This window comes from Pseudomonas moorei, from assembly GCF_008801475.1.
Lineage (GTDB): Bacteria > Pseudomonadota > Gammaproteobacteria > Pseudomonadales > Pseudomonadaceae > Aquipseudomonas > Aquipseudomonas moorei.
In genome coordinates this window covers 173,298-189,933 of the sequence record NZ_VZPP01000004.1, presented here as the reverse complement: position 1 = coordinate 189,933, position 16,636 = coordinate 173,298, and the positions used below count along the sequence as shown (strand labels likewise).

Here is a 16,636-nt window from a genome sequence, read left to right as displayed (position 1 = left end):
TGTGCAGTCACTTCAAATCCCACAGAGTTCACGCAACAGCGAGGTATCCAGATGCTTCTCCACCAGATCCGCCAGCCGCTCGATATCGCGCTCGCGCAAACCGTGGTAATCCACGTCCTGCACAGCCTGCAAACCTGCCCAACGTAACAGTGCGCTGCAGGCCGCCGGGGATTCGAACAGACCATGCAGGTAGGTGCCGAGAATCTGCCCATCGACACTTTGTGCGCCGTCGCAGCGTCCGTCGTCGAGTTGTACGGCGGCGTTTTCCAGCGCCGGGCCGGTGGTTACGCCGGCATGGATTTCATAGCCGCTGACTTCCGCATTCTCCAGCGCCAGACGCCCGCGCACATTACGCAACTGCTTGTGTTCTTCGAGTCGGGTTTCAAACGCCAGCAACCCCAGCCCGGCACTGGACCCCGGAACGCCTTCCAGGCCCAACGGGTCGTGCACCTGCTCGCCGAGCATCTGCAAGCCGCCGCAGATGCCCAGCACTTTGCCGCCGTAGCGCAAGTGTCGGGAAATGGCCTGTTCCCAACCGTTGGCGCGCAGATATGCCAGGTCGCTGCGCACACTTTTCGAGCCGGGAAGGATGATCAAATCAGCTGGCGGAATCGCCTGGCCGGGACCGATGAATTGCAAGTCCACTTGCGGGTGCAAGCGCAGCGGGTCGAAATCGGTGTGGTTGCTGATGCGCGGCAGCACCGGCACCACCACTTTCAGTACCTGATCGACCTTGTCAGTCTGACGCTGGTCAATGCCGTCCTCGGCCTCCAGGTGCAGGTCCAGCACGTAGGGCAGCACACCGATCACCGGTTTGCCGGTGCGCTGTTCCAGCCAGTCGAGACCGGGTTGCAGCAAGGCGATATCGCCGCGAAAGCGATTGATGATGAAGCCCTTGACCCGCGCCTGTTCAGTGGGCGACAGCAGCTCCAGCGTGCCCACCAGATGCGCGAACACACCGCCACGATTGATGTCGGCGATCAGCAGCACCGGGCAATCCACCGCTTCTGCAAAGCCCATGTTGGCGATATCGCCAGCACGCAGATTGATCTCGGCCGGCGACCCCGCACCTTCGACCATCACCAGCGGATAGGCCTCACTCAAGCGTGCATGGGACGCCAGCACCGCTTGCATGGCGATGGCTTTGTAATCGTGATAAGCGACGGCATTCATGGTGGTGACCGCGCGACCATGGATAATCACCTGGGCGCCGGTATCGCTGTTGGGCTTGAGCAGCACCGGGTTCATGTCGGTGTGCGGCTCGAGAAAGGCGGCCTGCGCTTGCACCGCCTGCGCGCGACCGATTTCGCCACCGTCGCCCGTCACGGCACTGTTGAGCGCCATGTTCTGTGGTTTGAACGGCACCACGCTAACGCCCTGACGCGTGACCCAGCGGCACAGCGCCGTCACCAGCGTGCTTTTACCGGCGTCGGATGTGGTGCCCTGCACCATCAGCGTTGTCATTGGCATTCCCTGGCAAAAGCTTCGAACGCCGTGGCAAGACGCGACCAGTCAGCCTCATCGCCAGGCAAACCGAAACGCAGGCTGCTGTTTTGCGCGAACAAGCGCAGCAAAATGCCCCGACCGGCCATGAACTCGTGCAGTTCTTCGGCGCGCTCGGTGATCAGCCACTGGAACAACGCACAGCCACCCTGAGGTTTGAAACCGTGTTGCTCCAGTAACGCCGCCAGACGTTCGCTGGCCTCTTCAGCCCGTCTGCGCTGCAGCGCATGCCCTTCGGTGTCGCGCAGGCAGGCCTCGCCCACTACCCGGGTCGGACCGCTGACAGCCCATGGTCCCACTTGCTCGGCGAGCAACTTGAGCAACTTGCGCTCGGCCAGGACGAACCCCAGCCGTACCCCGGCCAGACCGAAAAACTTGCCGAACGAACGCAGCACGATCAAGCCGACCTGATGGGAAAATGGCGCCAGGCTCAGCTGCGGTGTGTTGTCCATGAACGCTTCGTCCACCACCAGCCAGCCACCGCGTTGGGCCAGCCGCGAGTGCCAGTCGAGCAAGCGATTGGGTGTCAGGCTCAGACCGGTCGGATTGTTCGGGTTGACCACCACCAGCACATCGAGGCTGTCGACAAAAAAGTCGACTTCCTGCTCGAGCACTTCACGCACGATGTAGCCGTTACGCCGCCAGGCTTCGGCGTGCTCGGCGTAACAGGGAGACAGCACGCCGACCTTGCCGGCCCGGCGCAGGCGCGGCAGCAACTGGATGGCCATTTGCGAACCGGCCACCGGCAACACCTGCAGAGTGCCGTAGTAGTCGCAGGCGGCCTGTTCCAGCCCGTCATCGGTTTCCGGCAAGCGCGCCCATGCCCGCAGGGGGATATCCGGAATGGGAAACGGCCAGGGCGCAAGGCCGCTGGACAGGTCAAGCCAATCGGCTTCCTCGATGCCGTATTCGAGCGCCGCCTTGCGCAACCGTCCACCGTGCTCAAGCATAAAATTCAGCCCCCAGGCAGAGAATCAGCAGCCATAACCATACCCCGCGCTGGACCAATTGCCAGCCACGATCGATGGAGTCGGCATCCGCCGGCAGGCCTTCGCCCAGTTGCGGACGTTGATGCAATTCACCGTGATAGATCGCCGCCCCACCCAACTCGACACCCAGCGCACCGGCCCCTGCGGCCATTACCGGACCGGCGTTCGGGCTGTCCCAGGTCGGACCCTGGGTCCGCCAGCATTTGAGGGCCAGTCGGGTTTTGCCCAGCAAGGCGTAGGTCAACGCCACCAGACGCGCAGGAATGTAATTGAGCACATCATCGATCCTGGCTGCCGCCCAGCCGAAACGCTCGAAGCGCTCGTTGCGATAACCCCACATGGCGTCCAGGGTGTTGCTCAAACGGTAGAGCACCACGCCTGGCGCGCCGGCCACGGCAAACCAGAACAGTGCGGCAAACACCGCGTCACTGCCGTTTTCCAGCACCGATTCGGTGGCGGCACGGGCCACTTCGGTTTTATCCAGTTCGCTGGTCTTGCGGCTGACCAGGTAACTGACGCGCGTACGCGCCTCGTCCAGATCATCGCTGCGCAAGGCCTTGGCCACCGGCTCGACGTGTTCGCCCAGGCTGCGCATGCCAAGGGCGCAATACAGCGCGAGAATCTCGACCATCCAGCCCACATAAGGCGCCCAGGAAAATGCCGTGGCCAACAAGGTCAGCGGCAACACCGCAATCACCCACGCGGTGACCCCGTGACTGCGCCAGCCGCGACCACCACCGTTGAAACGTTGCTCGATACGCTCGGCAAACCGGCCGAACGCCACCAGCGGATGCCAGCGCTTGGGTTCACCCAGCAGCGCATCCAGCGCCACAGCGGCGACACTCAACAACGCCACACTCATTGGCGCACTCCCCAATAATTTTCATACAACAGTTCACTTAGCGGACGCGCCTGCGCCCACCCTTCAAGAACCAGCATCGGCGCCGGGTAGAATTCCTTGACCGGTCCCAGGCACAAAACGGCCAGTGGCTTGGCCCCGGAGGGCAAGCCGAGCAAATCGGCCAGGGCTTGCGGTTCGAACAGCGAAACCCAGCCCATGCCCAAACCTTCGGCCCGGGCCGCCAGCCACAGGTTCTGGATCGCGCAGGACAACGACGCCATGTCCATTTCCGGCAAGGTGCGACGACCGAAAATATGCCGCTCACGATCATCCATCAGCGCCGCCACCAACACCTCGGCGCAATCATTGATGCCTTCGACCTTGAGCTGCATGAATTCGTCGGTGCGTTCGCCGAGGGCTTCGGCGGTGCGAATGCGTTCTTGCTCCACCAGTTCCTGGATCTGGCCGCGCAAGGTTCGGTCGCTGATGCGGATAAACCGCCAGGGCTGCATCAAGCCGACACTCGGCGCCTGGTGCGCGGCTTCGAGCAACCGCCGCAGCAATTCGGGCTCGACCGTACCGCCACTGAAGTGACGCATGTCGCGACGTTCGCCGATGGCGCGGTAGACCGCTGCGCGTTCGGCTTCGGTGAAGGCGTTATCGGTCATGGCCTCTTCGCTGGCAAGCCAGCGCCTACAGGGTTCAAGTGATCAACTGCAGGAGCCGGCTTGCCGGCGAAGGCGTCCTCAAGATCGGGTGCAAACAATGCGGCAATCGCAGTCGGATTGGACGGAAAATAGAAATGCACATAAGAGGCTGTCATCCGCCCCTCACGATAAACCGCCTCCGCCCCGCGTCCGCCATTGGGGCTCAAGCCTCGGGCAATCGGTACAAGCTCAGTGGTGGTCAGCGAATGGTGATAGGTGTGCCCGCGCAGCGAACCTTCCGGCAATTCGACAGCCTGCAGCGCCAGCGCCGCCAGGCGCTTTTGCATCACCGCATCCCCGGCCAGCAAGCTGACCAGTTCTGCACGCGAACCCTCGACATCAGTCAGCGAATCGAGCAGATACAGCATGCCGCCACATTCAGCGAGCAACGGCTTGCCCGCTTCGTGGTGCGCGCGGATCGCGTTCAACATCGAGGTGTTTTGCGACAACGCCACATGGTGCAGTTCGGGATAACCACCCGGCAGATAGAGGCTGTCTGCGTCGGGCAATCCGGTGTCACGGATCGGCGAGAAGAACGCCAGCTCGGCGCCCATGGCCCGCAGCAAATCCAGGCTTGCGCCGTAGGTAAAGGCAAAGGCTTCATCACGGGCCACGGCAATGCGCACACCGGCCAGCAAGGGTTCAGCTGCGATGACATCCGGGGCCGCGAATTGCACGGCCGGCGGCAGCGCCACCTCGCAACTGCTGGCCAGGGCATCGGCCGCCGCATCGAGGCGCAGATCGAGATCGTTCAACTCGCTGGCCTGCACCAGGCCGAGGTGACGACTTGGCAATTCGATTCCGGTTTCACGGGACAACGCGCCATACCAGCGCAGGCCTTCGGTCAGGCTGCCCTCAAGCAATTGCGCGTGACGCAGGGTGCCCACGCGGTTGGCCAGGACACCGGCAAATGGCAAGTCGGGTTGATAGCGCGCCAGCCCCAGGGCCAGGGCACCAAAGGTCTGGGCCATGGCGGTGCCGTCGATCACCCCCAGCACCGGCACACCGAAGTGCCGTGCCAGGTCGGCACTGGACGGCGTGCCGTCGAACAGGCCCATGACACCCTCGATGAGGATCAGGTCCGCTTCGCCCGCGGCCTCCCACAACAGCCGACGACTCTCCTGCTCGCCCACCATCCACATGTCCAGTTGATACACCGGCGCACCGCTGGCGCGCTCCAGAATCATCGGGTCGAGAAAGTCCGGGCCACATTTGAACACGCGAACCTTGCGCCCCTGATTGCGATGCAAACGGGCCAACGCAGCGGTGACGGTAGTCTTGCCCTGACCGGAGGCCGGCGCGGCAATCAGCACCGCCGGGCATTGACGAGGGATATTCATACAATACGACTCACAGCTCGACGCCTTTTTGCGCCTTGATACCGGCCTGGAAGGCGTGCTTGATCATGCCCATTTCGGTGACGGTGTCGGCCAGCTCGATCATCTCCGGCTTGGCGCCACGGCCGGTAACCACCACATGTTGCATCGGCGGGCGTGCCTGCAGATCGCCGAGCACCTGATCGAGATCGAGGTAGCCGTGCTTGAGGGCGATGTTCAACTCATCCAGCACCACCAGGCCGATGGCGGGGTCGCGCAGCAACTGTTGCGAAACCGCCCAGGCCGCTTCGGCGGCGGCGATGTCGCGCTGGCGATCCTGGGTTTCCCAGGTGAAGCCCTCGCCCATCACATGAAAACGCACCTGCTCCGGGAAGCGCCGGAAGAACAGCTCCTCACCCGTGCTGTTGCGCCCCTTGATGAACTGAACCACACCGCACTGCATGCCATGGCCCATCGACCGGGCCAGCATGCCGAACGCCGAGCTGCTCTTGCCCTTGCCGTTGCCGGTGAGTACCAGCAGCAGGCCGCATTCGTTCGGGGAATTAGCGATGCGCTCATCGATCACGGCTTTTTTGCGCAGCATGCGCGCCAGATGACGTTCGTCACGATCAGGGGTATCAGTCATGGGAGAGCTCTCCGTTGAGGCAGGATAACGGCGGGCAGGCACAAGAAAGGACGGCAAGAAGCCTGGCATCGCCCACCGTGACGCCGCTTGGATGGATCAGGCCGGTCTCCGGGCTCATGAGCGGCGTTGGCCTGACTGTGCGCCTTCCCGTGTCGATACTCGGCACAGTGGCTCAAGGCACAGTCTTCACTCATTTACCGTTGCGGGGGCAGCGCCGGGATCGCGGCCTTCGTGCTCGAAGCGTCCACTCACCGGCTTCCCTGTTTCACTCTGTCGACCCAAGCCACAGAGCACCTGAAACAAGCCGCGAAGGTTAGAGGGTTGGGGGTGGAGCGTCAAATGAAGACCGGCCGAGCGAGTGAATAACTGCCGTTGATCAATAAACTGACGCCAATCTTGTGCCACACTGCAAGCAATGATATCAAAGAGCCACAACCTACATCACAATAACAAGGGTAAGCCCCATGCAAGGCATCATCATCAGCAATCCGAAGCTGGAATTCCTGCGCCCGGTGCTGGAGCGCTGGTTTGACTGTATCGACCGCTACAACGCCGTGCGCGGCGATAACGAAACGCCTTACTGGCTCGACGAAAAAGCCAATCTCGGCCTGCTTTCCGCCGCCGCCTGGATGGCCGAAATGGTGACCCTGCAACAATCGCCCACGCGCAAACACATTGAGGAAGGCGAGCGCAACGGCCGCGCCGATCTGTTTATCGCCACGCCTGAATCACGCGCCTGGTTACAGGCCACGCAACGCTGGCCACGGGTCAACAGCCTGAACCTGACGCAAGCCCTGCAGGACATCACCAGTGACGCCAAACGCATCAGCTACGCCAGCGACCTGAAACTCGGCTGCCTGTTCGTGGCACCGCACAAAGCCCAGCAAGGCGCCACCCCGGAAGAACTGCAGGACATGGTCGACGACCTGCAAAAAGAGCACACCTGCGCCGTCGCCTGGTACTTCCCTTACGCCTACCGCAAGTTACGCAACGAAGGGGGGCACTACCACCCCGGTATCGCCGTGCTGCTCAAGGAAGCTCGCGGCTAACGGTTGAACCATCGCGCAACGAAACTTCTCTATTGATCAGGTCACTGCATTCATAGGGAAGATCAGTATGCGCAAGCCCCAGCTCGTTCTCGTTATCGCGCTCGCCGGAGGGCTCGCCGCTTGCGGTGAAACCTCCAGCCTGCAAGTCGCCGACGGCACCGGCCCGTCACCCAAGTTGCCAGAACCCAACAAGACGCTGCTCCCGACGATCAACATCGCCCCGGCGATCGGCTGGCCCGACGGCGCGAAACCCGTCGCCGCTGCCGGCACTCAAGTCGCCGCGTTCGCCGAGAACCTCGACCACCCGCGCTGGCTCTATGTGCTGCCCAACGGCGACGTGCTGGTCGCCGAAACCAATGCACCGCCCAAACCCGATGACGGCACCGGCCTACGCGGATGGGTCATGAAGAAAGTCATGGGCCGCGCCGGTGCGGGCGTGCCGAGCGCGAATCGCATCACCCTGCTGCGCGACCGGGACCACGACGGCATCGCGGAAACCCGCACGGTGTTTCTGGAAAACCTGAATTCACCCTTCGGCATGACGCTGGTCGGCAATGACCTGTACGTCGCCGACACCGATCGCTTGCTGCGCTTTCACTATGAAACCGGTGATACGGCGATCAAGTCGCCACCGGTCAAAGTGCTCGACCTGCCCGGTGGTACGTTGAATCACCACTGGACCAAAAACGTCATCGCCAGCAAGGACGGCAGCAAGCTGTACGTCACGGTGGGCTCGAACAGCAACGTCGCCGAAAACGGCATGGACAAGGAAGAAGGTCGCGCGGCGATCTGGGAAGTGGATCGAGCCACCGGCAACCACCGGATATTTGCCTCGGGCTTGCGCAACCCCAATGGCCTGTCCTGGGAGCCACAAAGCGGCGCACTGTGGACGGCGGTCAATGAGCGCGATGAAATCGGTAGTGATCTGGTGCCGGACTACATCACCTCGGTCAAGGACGGCGCGTTCTATGGCTGGCCATTTAGCTATTACGGCCAGCATGTCGACGTTCGCGTCGAGCCGCAGAACCCGGACCTGGTGGCCAAGGCGATCGCGCCGGACTATGCAGTCGGCCCGCACACGGCGTCACTGGGCCTGACATTTGCCGAAGGCAGCCGGTTGCCGGCGCCGTTCACCGAAGGCGCCTTCGTCGGCCAGCACGGCTCATGGAACCGCAAGCCGCACAGTGGCTACAAAGTGATCTTCGTACCGTTCAGCGCCGGTAAACCCAGCGGGCAGCCGGTGGACGTACTCACGGGCTTCCTCAATAACGAAGAAAAAGCCATGGGCCGGCCGGTGGGCGTGGTGATCGATCAGCAGGGCGACTTGTTGGTGGCAGATGATGTGGGGAACAAGGTTTGGCGGGTTTCAGCGGCTAAATAATGACACGTCAAGCCCGCTCCCACATGGAACCACAAGGGATCAGCGTTTGCGGCAAAGCGTGAGCCCATCGCCCAGCGGCAACAACGACAGATCCACCCGCGAGTCATCCTTCAAGGCACGGTTGAGTGCCTGGATGGCTCGGGTATCTGCACTCTGCGGATTTTCTTCCAGCACCCGCCCGCTCCACAGCGTGTTATCGAATATCGCCAAGCCACCCACCCGCAGCAGTCGCAGCGCGTGCTCGAGATAAGTGGGGTAATTGGCCTTGTCGGCGTCGATGAATACCAGATCGAACCGCCCGTCCTGCCCTTGCCGTTCCAGTTCGTCCAGGGTTTGCAGCGCAGGTGCCAGACGCAGATCGATTCGCCCGGCCAGCCCGGCCTCCTGCCAGTAACGGCGTGCGGTGGCGTTGTAGTCACCCGGCATGTCGCAGCAGATCAATGAGCCGTCATCGGGCAATGCCGCGGCCATGCACAGCGCGCTGTAACCGGTGAAGGTGCCGATTTCCAGCAGACGTCGGGCACCGGTGAGTTTCACCAGCAATGCAAGAAACTGACCCTGCTCCGGCGCCACTTGCCAGCGCGCCATGGGCAGCGCCTGGGTTTCGTCGCGCAAGCGCTTGAGCAGCGGCGTTTCGCGCAGGGATACGTCGAGCAGGTAGTGATAGAGCGAGTCGTCGAGATTGAGCGTGCGAGCGGTCATGAGAGCACTCTCTGGCAATTACGGGTTGCGCGCCAGGTGTTCCGGTTGCAGGACACGCTTGGCGCTCAGGTAGGCTTTCTGCCAATACGCCTTGGACAAGCTGTCGAGCTTGACTGTGCCGCCGGTGGCAGGTGCATGCACGAAGCGGCCTTCGCCGACGTAGATGCCCGCATGACTGACCTGTGAACCGCCATTGGTGGCAAAGAAGATCAGATCACCGGTCTGCAGGCCTTCCTTGCCCACATCGGCCGCTTGCATGGAGATCATTTCCCGCGTGGTGCGCGGCAGGGAAATGCCGGCGACATCGCGGTACACATAGCCGATCAACCCACTGCAATCAAAGCCGGAATCCGGCGTGTTGCCACCCCAGCGATAAGGCGTCCCCACCAGTCCCAACGCGCGGAACAGCACATCCTCCGCTTCAGGCGAAAAGGCCTGGGAAGAACCGAAAATAATGGGAGCGCGAACCACAGGCGCAGGTGGCGGCGTGCGGCTGGCACACGCACTGAGCAGCGCTGCGAAAAGCATGATTGTGAGGCGGGCCGACGTCGACATAAGCAGAACATCCTGATCTGGCTGCGGCTTTTTTCTGCTGGGGGCGCAGAAAACAAAACCGCCTGCGCGTCACGCAGGCGGTTTGCCATCATTCATGGATCAGATTCTAGCGCTTATGTGGCAAACTTCAAGTAAGACTTTAAGTTCGCCTTAGAAATGTCCGCTTACTTGCGTGCAGTGACGATCGGTTCAGCATTCGGTGCCATGGCGAGTGCACGCTTGGCTTCGATGAAGGTCTTGCTCCAGTAGCTGTCGCCCAGGCTATCAATCCGCACGCCACCGCTTTTGCGGCTGCTGGAGTGGATGAACTGGTTGTCACCCAGGTAGATCCCTGCGTGACTGACACGACCGCGACGACCGTTGGTCGCGAAGAACAGCAGGTCACCAGGCTCAAGCTTGCTGCGAGCCACCAGTGGCGCGTCCACGTTGATCATTTCGCGAGTGGAACGTGGCAGGTTCATGCCCGCTTCTTCGCGGAACAGATAGCCGATGAAACCACTGCAATCGAAACCGGCTTCAGAGGTACCGCCGAAACGGTAACGGGTACCGATCAGGGACATGCCACGTTCGAGGATACTGTCGGCCAGAACCGGCAGTTTGTAGGACTTGCCATCAGCGAAGGCAGCCAGTTCTTTTTCGGTGGCCGTCTCTTCCTGGAAAAGAGCTTCCTGATAACGAGCGGAAGATTGGGCGGTAACACTATTTTTAACCTGTTGGTCCTGCTGGGACACCGGAGTGTGAGCAGCGCAACCGAACAACAGGGTGACGAGTGCGAGAGGCACGAGGGGTGCGAAGCGCTTTAGCATGGGCACGACCGTGGCTGATAGTTGTAAAGAAGTCGAGACTATGCCCGCTATCAACCTCATTTGCAAATTCAATCGAACTTTTTGTGACTTTTCAGTTTCTCGCCAACATCTAAGCGCTTAAGCCCAATTTAGACACCTGCGCAGCCTACAACCCTGTAGGAAGGCGGATTTTCTGGCGCCTGAAATATGCCGAAAGCCCCGCCAGCCTTGGCATTCCCGGCTTTTTTCTACCAGCCAAGCGTCTCTTTCAAGAAGGGAATTGTCAGCTTGCGCTGTGCCTGGAGGGAGGCCTGATCGAGTCGCTCGAGCAACTCGAATAGCGCGCTCATGCTGCGAGTGCCGCGGGTCAAGATAAAATGTCCGACTTCGTCGGTCAGGTGCAGCCCCCGACGCGACGCGCGCAGTTGCAGGGCACGCAACTTGTCTTCGTCGGACAGCGGACGCATCTGGAAGATCAACGCCAGGGTCAGGCGGGACTTGAGGTCCGCCAGCTTCACCGGCAGTTCACGTGGAGATGTCGATGCGGCAATCAGCAGGCGCCGGCCACTGTCGCGCAGGCGATTGAACAGATGGAACAGCGCTTCTTCCCAGTCGGCCTTCCCGGCCACTGCCTGCAGATCATCCAGGCAGACCAGTTCGTACTGTTCAAGGTTGTCGAGGATTTCAATACCGCGATCCAGCAACTCGGCCAATGGCAGGTAGACCGCCGGTTCGCCCAACTGCTCGAAGCGCAGGCAGGCCGCCTGCAAAAGATGCGTACGCCCTACCCCGTCCTTGCCCCAGAGGTAAATCAGGCTTTCGGTCCAGCCGGCGTCGGCTTCGCATAGCCGCTCGACATAGCCGAGTGCAGCGGCATTGGCGCCTGGGTAGTAGTTGATAAAGGTGGCGTCGTCACGCAGACGCACACCTAGGGGCAGCTGAATCGGTTTCATGCTGACTGAACAGTTCCAAAGGAACCGTTAGTGGCCTCTGTGTAAAGTTTGCGAAGTTTATACCCGTGAAGCCGACCGCACAATGCGACAGACCACATGCAAAATCAAAGGTTTGCGTTGGTGCCCCGGTTTTATGACAGTTTCTTTGGCGGTGCGGACGGCAGCCCGGCATCGAACCGGGCTACCTGCGACCAGACCTAGAGCTCTGGCTCGTCGACGCCGCTGTACATATCAGAATCCTTATATAAATCATGCACATGGCGAACCAGCACCATGATCACAGCGGCAACCGGCAGCGCCAGCAGCACGCCGGTAAAACCGAACAGCTCGCCACCGGCCAGAATCGCGAAAATCACCGCCACCGGATGCAGGCCAATCCGGTCTCCCACCAACAATGGCGTCAGCACCATTCCCTCCAGCGCCTGCCCCACCATGAACACTGCGACGATCCCGACCATGGGGTACAGATCGCCACCAAACTGAAACAGGCCCGCGATCAGCGCCGCGCCGATCCCGATGACAAACCCCATGTACGGCACAATGGCCGCCAGACCGGCAATCAGGCCGATCAACAGCCCCAGCTCCAGCCCCACCAGCATCAGACCTGCGGCGTAGATCACACCCAGCGCCACCATCACCAGCAACTGGCCACGGACAAACGCTCCGAGCACTTCATGGCATTCACCGGCCAGCAACACCACGCGCTCTTCACGATCACGCGGCAGCAGGCTGCGAATCTTGGCCATCATCAGGTCCCAGTCCCGCAGCAGATAGAAACTGACGACCGGGATCAACACCAGATTCGCCAGCCAGCCAATCAATGCCAGGCCGGATGCCGTGGCCTGGCTCAGCACCACACCGACGATGTCGGTGGTCTGACCCATATGCTCGCTGATCGCGGCCTTGAGCTTGTCGAATTTCCAGAAGCCTTCCGACAAACCGAACTTCGATTGCGCCCATGGCAGGGCGGTGTGCTGCAACCAGTCGAGCATCTGCGGTGCCAGCTCATACAAGCGGAACAGTTGCTTGGCGAGCAGCGGCACCAGGACCAGCAGCAACGTGGTGAAGATCAGGGTAAACAGCGCGAACACCGCGACCACGCCCAGGGTCCGGGACAAACCGGCCTTTTCCAGACGATCGACCAACGGATCGAACAGGTAGGCCAACAGTAACGCCACCAGGAACGGCGTGAGGATCGGATGCAACAACCAGACAAACGCGCAGATAAAAACAACGCCACCCAACCAGAACCAACGCCGCGTATCGGCCATGAACCACTCCATTGCTTCTATATAAAGAAAGAATATCTACCAGCGAAAATGCAACTGCGGCGTCACCACCGGAGCGGGCGCCGCGGCCGGGGCCGAACCTGTCGAAGGTTGGGCCGGAGCGACCGGGACCGGGGTCGGCGCAGCGGCCACCTCCTGCAATTTGGCGAGCGACAATTGCGCCCGCAATTGATCGACACTGCCATTGACCCGATACAGAATCCGGTCGCCGTCGACACTCTGTGGCCGCCCGCCAAAAGGTTCCAGCAAACGTCCGAGCGTCGCATAGCGCTCAAGATTCATGCCCTGCACTTCCAGCAACTGCTGCGTCGAAGCCCCGGCCCTGGCGACGAATCGAGGCGCCAGACGTTCATTGACCGCCAGCATCACCGCATCCGCCACGGCGGCCTGATCGGCACCCTGTACGCTGCCGGCCTCTTTCTGGTCGCCCAGCCACAAATGCCATTTGGCCTGCCATTGGCCGCCCTCTTCACGGGCATGCACCGCCAGCACAGCGTCGGCGCTATAACGCTCCGAGGCGGCACGCAACGCTGCCGGATCGGAGCTTTCCAGATTCGGTGCGGTGGCGACCACCTGCTCGTTCAGATCCGCCAGCGGCAGACGCAACGGCAGGCCACGGTGTTGCGCGGCTCGACGCAAAGGCGCCGCACTGGCCTGGCCATCGCCCACCAGGCTTGAACCCTCCGCGGAGTCGTTCAACCACCAGCCGAGGATCGATGGCCGGTTGGCGCCCCACAAGGCCAGCCCGGCGCGGCGCAACGCCTGCTCGGTGGTTGTCGGGTCGAAATCGACTTTCAGCACTTGCGGCGGGCCGGCATCGAATCCGTACTGACTGATGATTTGCTGCGGGTCTTTGCGAATCGCTGCCAGCCCCGGATTTTGCGCCGCCTTGGGGTCGCCGGTCAGGCGCAACACCAGCGTATCCAGCGCGCGCTGAGTCGCTTGATCACGCTCCTCCTGCGTCTGACTGCTGACGGGCTCGCGCACCTGATAGAGGCCTTTGACGGTTTCGGCATGGCTGGCCAGACTGACCAGCGACAAACAGCCCACAAACAAGAATTTACAAAAACGCATGGAAGATTCCTGACGACAAGAGCGGCTGGAACAGACCGCATGAAGACGATCGAGCAAGGCTGTGACCATCGCCCGGCGCAAAACATTCACACGTCCTGAGTAAGTTTTCGCACTGTCATAACGATAGACGCTTAATGGCGATAGCTTGTGCAGGCGTAAAGGATGCCAGTAACACGGGGCAAATGCGGTTTTTTTAGGCGGATATGCCCCTGCCGTCGGCCTGAGGATGGCCGCTGCCCTTCAAGCCTGATAAAATCGCGCGCCTTCGCAGACCGGCAACAGCCGGGCACTTTCGAAATTCGCGTGAGGCAATCGCCCTCGTCGGTTTCGGCGGCCCCGCTGAACTCGGTCGTTACCCCTGAATCCCCCCTAAAGGCCTGGATCATGAGCAAGCAACCCTCCCTGAGCTACAAGGACGCCGGTGTAGACATCGACGCCGGTGAAGCATTGGTCGAACGCATCAAGAGCGTCGCCAAGCGCACTGCGCGCCCGGAAGTCATGGGCGGCCTGGGCGGTTTTGGCGCCCTCTGCGAAATCCCGGCTGGCTACAAGCAGCCCGTGCTGGTTTCCGGTACTGACGGCGTCGGCACCAAACTGCGCCTGGCATTGAACCTGAACAAGCACGACAGCATCGGCATCGACCTGGTTGCCATGTGCGTCAACGACCTGGTGGTGTGCGGCGCCGAGCCGCTGTTCTTCCTCGACTACTACGCCACCGGCAAACTGAATGTCGACACCGCGGCCCAGGTCGTGACCGGCATCGGTGCAGGCTGCGAACTGTCCGGCTGCTCCCTGGTTGGCGGCGAAACCGCTGAAATGCCTGGCATGTACGAAGGCGAAGACTATGACCTCGCCGGCTTCTGCGTCGGCGTCGTGGAAAAATCCGAAATCATCGACGGCTCCAAAGTCGCGGCGGGCGATGCCCTGCTCGCCCTGCCGTCGTCCGGCCCGCACTCCAACGGTTACTCGCTGATCCGCAAGATCATCGAAGTCTCCGGTGCCGACATCGAAAACACCCAGCTCGACGGCAAGCCGCTGACCGACCTGCTGATGGCCCCTACCCGCATCTACGTCAAGCCGTTGCTCAAGCTGATCAAGGAAACCGGCGCGGTCAAAGCCATGGCCCACATCACCGGTGGCGGCCTGCTGGACAACATCCCGCGTGTCCTGCCAAAAGGCGCTCAGGCAGTGGTTGACGTGGCAAGCTGGACCCGTCCGGCGGTGTTCGACTGGCTGCAAGAGAAAGGCAACGTCGACGAGAACGAAATGCACCGCGTACTGAACTGCGGCGTGGGCATGGTCATCTGCGTGGCGCAAGAGCATGTGGAAGCTGCCCTGAAGGTCCTGCGTGAAGCCGGCGAGCAGCCATGGGTCATCGGTCAGATCTCCACTGCTGCCGAAGGCGCAGCCCAGGTTGAACTGAAGAACCTCAAGGCTCACTGATGCCCAAGACCTGTGATGTTGTGGTGCTGTTGTCCGGCACCGGCAGTAACTTGCAGGCCTTGATCGACAGCACGCGGACCGGCGACAGCCCGGTCCGCATCGCTGCGGTGATCTCCAACCGCGCCGACGCCTACGGCCTGCAACGCGCCAGGGACGCGGGCATCGACACCCGCACCCTGGATCACAAGGCTTTCGAAGGCCGCGAGGCCTTCGATGCCGCGCTGATCGAACTGATCGACGCCTACAATCCCCAACTCGTGGTTCTGGCCGGTTTCATGCGCATCCTCAGTGCCGGCTTCGTGCGCCACTATCAAGGACGCCTGCTCAATATCCATCCCTCGCTGCTGCCCAAATACAAAGGCTTGCACACTCATCAGCGAGCGCTGGAAGCCGGTGATACCGAACACGGCTGCTCCGTACACTTTGTCACCGAGGAACTCGATGGCGGACCACTGGTCGTACAGGCAGTAATACCGGTAGAGTTACACGACTCGCCGCAGAGCCTCGCTCAGCGGGTCCATGTTCAGGAACACCTGATCTACCCGTTGGCCGTCCGCTGGTTCGCCGAAGGCCGGTTATCGCTCGGCGAGCAAGGTGCTTTACTGGATGGACAGTTACTCGCGGCCAGCGGCCACTTGATTCGAACCTAGGAGATTTTATGCGTCGTGCCCTGCTCTTCGCTTGTGCTCTGCTCGCCTTGCCATTCGCGCAGGCTGCGGACCTTCAACCTTTCTCCGCCAGCTACACCGCAGACTGGAAGCAGTTACCCATGAGCGGCACCGCCGAACGCAGCCTGACCCAGGAAGCGAATGGTGTCTGGAAGCTCAGCTTCAAGGCTTCGATGATGATCGCCAGCCTCACCGAAGAAAGTACGCTGACCCTGGACAAAGACACCTTGCTGCCACAGTCCTACCACTTTGAACGAGGCGGCCTGGGCAAGGCCAAGAAGTCGGACCTGGATTTCGACTGGAACACCAAAATGATCACCGGCACCGATCGCGGTGATGCAGTCAAGGTTCCGCTGAACCGTGGCATGCTCGACAAATCCAGCTATCAGCTGGCCTTGCAGGAAGACGTCGCCGCCGGCAAGAAAAGCATGAACTATCAGGTGGTCGACGGCAGTGATGTCGATACCTATGACTTCCGCGTATTGGGCACTGAAAAAGTCGACACCAAGGCCGGCATGATCGATGCGATCAAGGTCGAACGTGTGCGCGACCCGACACAGAACAAACGCATCACCGTGATGTGGTTCGCCAAGGATTGGGACTACCTGCTGGTTCGTCTGCAACAGGTCGAAACCGACGGCAAGGAGTACAACATCATGCTCCTGGACGGCAAGGTCAACGGCAAGACCGTCAAAGGCAGCTGATCCCTGTGGCGAGGGGGCAAGCCCCCTCAAC

Annotated in this window: 17 protein-coding genes and 1 riboswitch; of the genes, 5 read left to right on the top strand and 12 right to left on the bottom strand. The window is 61.3% G+C overall.

Annotated elements, in window-relative coordinates:
• Nucleotides 1–12: 12 nt before the first annotated feature.
• Genes F7R06_RS08660 through cobO form a run of 6 tightly spaced genes read right to left on the bottom strand, consistent with a single transcriptional unit; the run spans nt 13 to nt 6,002 of the window.
• A complete protein-coding gene (locus F7R06_RS08660) occupies nt 13–1,464 on the bottom strand; it encodes a cobyric acid synthase (protein WP_090324135.1) in 1,452 nt (483 codons plus the stop codon).
• Nucleotides 1,461–2,453 (bottom strand): threonine-phosphate decarboxylase CobD, encoded by a 993-nt coding sequence (gene cobD, locus F7R06_RS08655; RefSeq protein WP_090324136.1) that lies wholly within the window; start codon nt 2,451–2,453, stop codon nt 1,461–1,463. Before cobD ends, F7R06_RS08660 begins: the two co-directional genes overlap by 4 nt.
• On the bottom strand, nt 2,446–3,354 hold the full coding sequence (gene cbiB / locus F7R06_RS08650) for an adenosylcobinamide-phosphate synthase CbiB (RefSeq protein WP_090324138.1): 909 nt from the start codon (nt 3,352–3,354) through the stop codon (nt 2,446–2,448). The genes cobD and cbiB overlap by 8 nt, the downstream gene beginning before the upstream one ends.
• Nucleotides 3,351–4,001 carry a 5,6-dimethylbenzimidazole synthase gene (gene bluB, locus F7R06_RS08645; RefSeq protein ID WP_090324139.1) on the bottom strand — a complete coding sequence of 217 codons (651 nt, stop codon included), beginning with the start codon at nt 3,999–4,001 and terminating at the stop codon, nt 3,351–3,353. Before bluB ends, cbiB begins: the two co-directional genes overlap by 4 nt.
• The gene (locus F7R06_RS08640) at nt 3,998–5,380 is read right to left on the bottom strand and encodes a cobyrinic acid a,c-diamide synthase CobB (RefSeq protein WP_090324141.1); all 1,383 of its coding nucleotides are present in this window, start codon (nt 5,378–5,380) and stop codon (nt 3,998–4,000) included. The genes bluB and F7R06_RS08640 overlap by 4 nt, the downstream gene beginning before the upstream one ends.
• A gap of 10 nt (nt 5,381–5,390) precedes the next feature.
• Nucleotides 5,391–6,002, bottom strand: a complete 612-nt coding sequence (gene cobO / locus F7R06_RS08635) for a cob(I)yrinic acid a,c-diamide adenosyltransferase (RefSeq protein WP_090324143.1) — start codon at nt 6,000–6,002, stop codon at nt 5,391–5,393.
• An 82-nt stretch (nt 6,003–6,084) separates the two neighbouring features.
• Nucleotides 6,085–6,315, bottom strand: a riboswitch (cobalamin riboswitch).
• A 151-nt stretch (nt 6,316–6,466) separates the two neighbouring features.
• Here cobO and F7R06_RS08630 point away from each other — a divergent pair.
• Both F7R06_RS08630 and F7R06_RS08625 read left to right on the top strand, forming a co-directional pair.
• Entirely contained in the window at nt 6,467–7,051 is a 585-nt protein-coding gene (locus F7R06_RS08630) for a hypothetical protein (protein ID WP_090324145.1), read from the top strand.
• A 67-nt stretch (nt 7,052–7,118) separates the two neighbouring features.
• Nucleotides 7,119–8,432: a PQQ-dependent sugar dehydrogenase gene (locus F7R06_RS08625; RefSeq protein ID WP_090324146.1), complete on the top strand. Its 1,314-nt coding sequence runs from the start codon at nt 7,119–7,121 to the stop codon at nt 8,430–8,432.
• A gap of 39 nt (nt 8,433–8,471) precedes the next feature.
• Here the strand turns inward: F7R06_RS08625 and F7R06_RS08620 are convergent, their stop codons facing one another.
• From F7R06_RS08620 to F7R06_RS08595, 6 genes are all read right to left on the bottom strand, one after another.
• Nucleotides 8,472–9,134: a class I SAM-dependent methyltransferase gene (locus tag F7R06_RS08620; RefSeq protein ID WP_090324148.1), complete on the bottom strand. Its 663-nt coding sequence runs from the start codon at nt 9,132–9,134 to the stop codon at nt 8,472–8,474.
• 18 nt (nt 9,135–9,152) lie between these two features.
• The gene (locus F7R06_RS08615) at nt 9,153–9,689 is read right to left on the bottom strand and encodes a C40 family peptidase (protein WP_090324150.1); all 537 of its coding nucleotides are present in this window, start codon (nt 9,687–9,689) and stop codon (nt 9,153–9,155) included.
• 164 nt (nt 9,690–9,853) lie between these two features.
• Nucleotides 9,854–10,495, bottom strand: a complete 642-nt coding sequence (locus F7R06_RS08610; RefSeq protein WP_090324152.1) for a C40 family peptidase — start codon at nt 10,493–10,495, stop codon at nt 9,854–9,856.
• Nucleotides 10,496–10,722: 227 nt separating this feature from the next.
• Nucleotides 10,723–11,427, bottom strand: a complete 705-nt coding sequence (gene hda, locus F7R06_RS08605) for a DnaA regulatory inactivator Hda (RefSeq protein WP_007898944.1) — start codon at nt 11,425–11,427, stop codon at nt 10,723–10,725.
• A gap of 197 nt (nt 11,428–11,624) precedes the next feature.
• A complete protein-coding gene (locus F7R06_RS08600; protein WP_090324154.1) occupies nt 11,625–12,698 on the bottom strand; it encodes an AI-2E family transporter in 1,074 nt (357 codons plus the stop codon).
• A gap of 36 nt (nt 12,699–12,734) precedes the next feature.
• Nucleotides 12,735–13,790 (bottom strand): DUF2066 domain-containing protein, encoded by a 1,056-nt coding sequence (locus F7R06_RS08595; protein WP_090324156.1) that lies wholly within the window; start codon nt 13,788–13,790, stop codon nt 12,735–12,737.
• Between the two features lie 384 nt (nt 13,791–14,174).
• Between F7R06_RS08595 and purM the strand changes: the two genes are divergently transcribed.
• The 3 genes from purM to F7R06_RS08580 are packed head-to-tail and all read left to right on the top strand — an operon-like array spanning nt 14,175 to nt 16,605.
• Nucleotides 14,175–15,233, top strand: coding sequence for a phosphoribosylformylglycinamidine cyclo-ligase (purM, locus tag F7R06_RS08590; protein ID WP_090324158.1), 1,059 nt, complete (start codon nt 14,175–14,177; stop codon nt 15,231–15,233).
• Nucleotides 15,233–15,883 carry a phosphoribosylglycinamide formyltransferase gene (purN, locus tag F7R06_RS08585; protein WP_090324159.1) on the top strand — a complete coding sequence of 217 codons (651 nt, stop codon included), beginning with the start codon at nt 15,233–15,235 and terminating at the stop codon, nt 15,881–15,883. The genes purM and purN overlap by 1 nt, the downstream gene beginning before the upstream one ends.
• An 8-nt stretch (nt 15,884–15,891) precedes the next feature.
• Nucleotides 15,892–16,605 (top strand): DUF3108 domain-containing protein, encoded by a 714-nt coding sequence (locus F7R06_RS08580; protein ID WP_090324161.1) that lies wholly within the window; start codon nt 15,892–15,894, stop codon nt 16,603–16,605.
• Nucleotides 16,606–16,636 lie beyond the last annotated feature (31 nt).

Bases quoted from the DNA above. Each gene is read 5' to 3' on its own strand.
- F7R06_RS08660 (WP_090324135.1), bottom strand. From the start codon at position 1,464: ATGACAACGCTGATGGTGCAGGGCACCACATCCGACGCCGGTAAAAGC.
- cobD (WP_090324136.1), bottom strand. From the start codon at position 2,453: ATGCTTGAGCACGGTGGACGGTTGCGCAAGGCGGCGCTCGAATACGGC.
- cbiB (WP_090324138.1), bottom strand. From the start codon at position 3,354: ATGAGTGTGGCGTTGTTGAGTGTCGCCGCTGTGGCGCTGGATGCGCTG.
- bluB (WP_090324139.1), bottom strand. From the start codon at position 4,001: ATGACCGATAACGCCTTCACCGAAGCCGAACGCGCAGCGGTCTACCGC.
- F7R06_RS08640 (WP_090324141.1), bottom strand. From the start codon at position 5,380: ATGAATATCCCTCGTCAATGCCCGGCGGTGCTGATTGCCGCGCCGGCC.
- cobO (WP_090324143.1), bottom strand. From the start codon at position 6,002: ATGACTGATACCCCTGATCGTGACGAACGTCATCTGGCGCGCATGCTG.
- F7R06_RS08630 (WP_090324145.1), top strand. From the start codon at position 6,467: ATGCAAGGCATCATCATCAGCAATCCGAAGCTGGAATTCCTGCGCCCG.
- F7R06_RS08625 (WP_090324146.1), top strand. From the start codon at position 7,119: ATGCGCAAGCCCCAGCTCGTTCTCGTTATCGCGCTCGCCGGAGGGCTC.
- F7R06_RS08620 (WP_090324148.1), bottom strand. From the start codon at position 9,134: ATGACCGCTCGCACGCTCAATCTCGACGACTCGCTCTATCACTACCTG.
- F7R06_RS08615 (WP_090324150.1), bottom strand. From the start codon at position 9,689: ATGTCGACGTCGGCCCGCCTCACAATCATGCTTTTCGCAGCGCTGCTC.
- F7R06_RS08610 (WP_090324152.1), bottom strand. From the start codon at position 10,495: ATGCTAAAGCGCTTCGCACCCCTCGTGCCTCTCGCACTCGTCACCCTG.
- hda (WP_007898944.1), bottom strand. From the start codon at position 11,427: ATGAAACCGATTCAGCTGCCCCTAGGTGTGCGTCTGCGTGACGACGCC.
- F7R06_RS08600 (WP_090324154.1), bottom strand. From the start codon at position 12,698: ATGGCCGATACGCGGCGTTGGTTCTGGTTGGGTGGCGTTGTTTTTATC.
- F7R06_RS08595 (WP_090324156.1), bottom strand. From the start codon at position 13,790: ATGCGTTTTTGTAAATTCTTGTTTGTGGGCTGTTTGTCGCTGGTCAGT.
- purM (WP_090324158.1), top strand. From the start codon at position 14,175: ATGAGCAAGCAACCCTCCCTGAGCTACAAGGACGCCGGTGTAGACATC.
- purN (WP_090324159.1), top strand. From the start codon at position 15,233: ATGCCCAAGACCTGTGATGTTGTGGTGCTGTTGTCCGGCACCGGCAGT.
- F7R06_RS08580 (WP_090324161.1), top strand. From the start codon at position 15,892: ATGCGTCGTGCCCTGCTCTTCGCTTGTGCTCTGCTCGCCTTGCCATTC.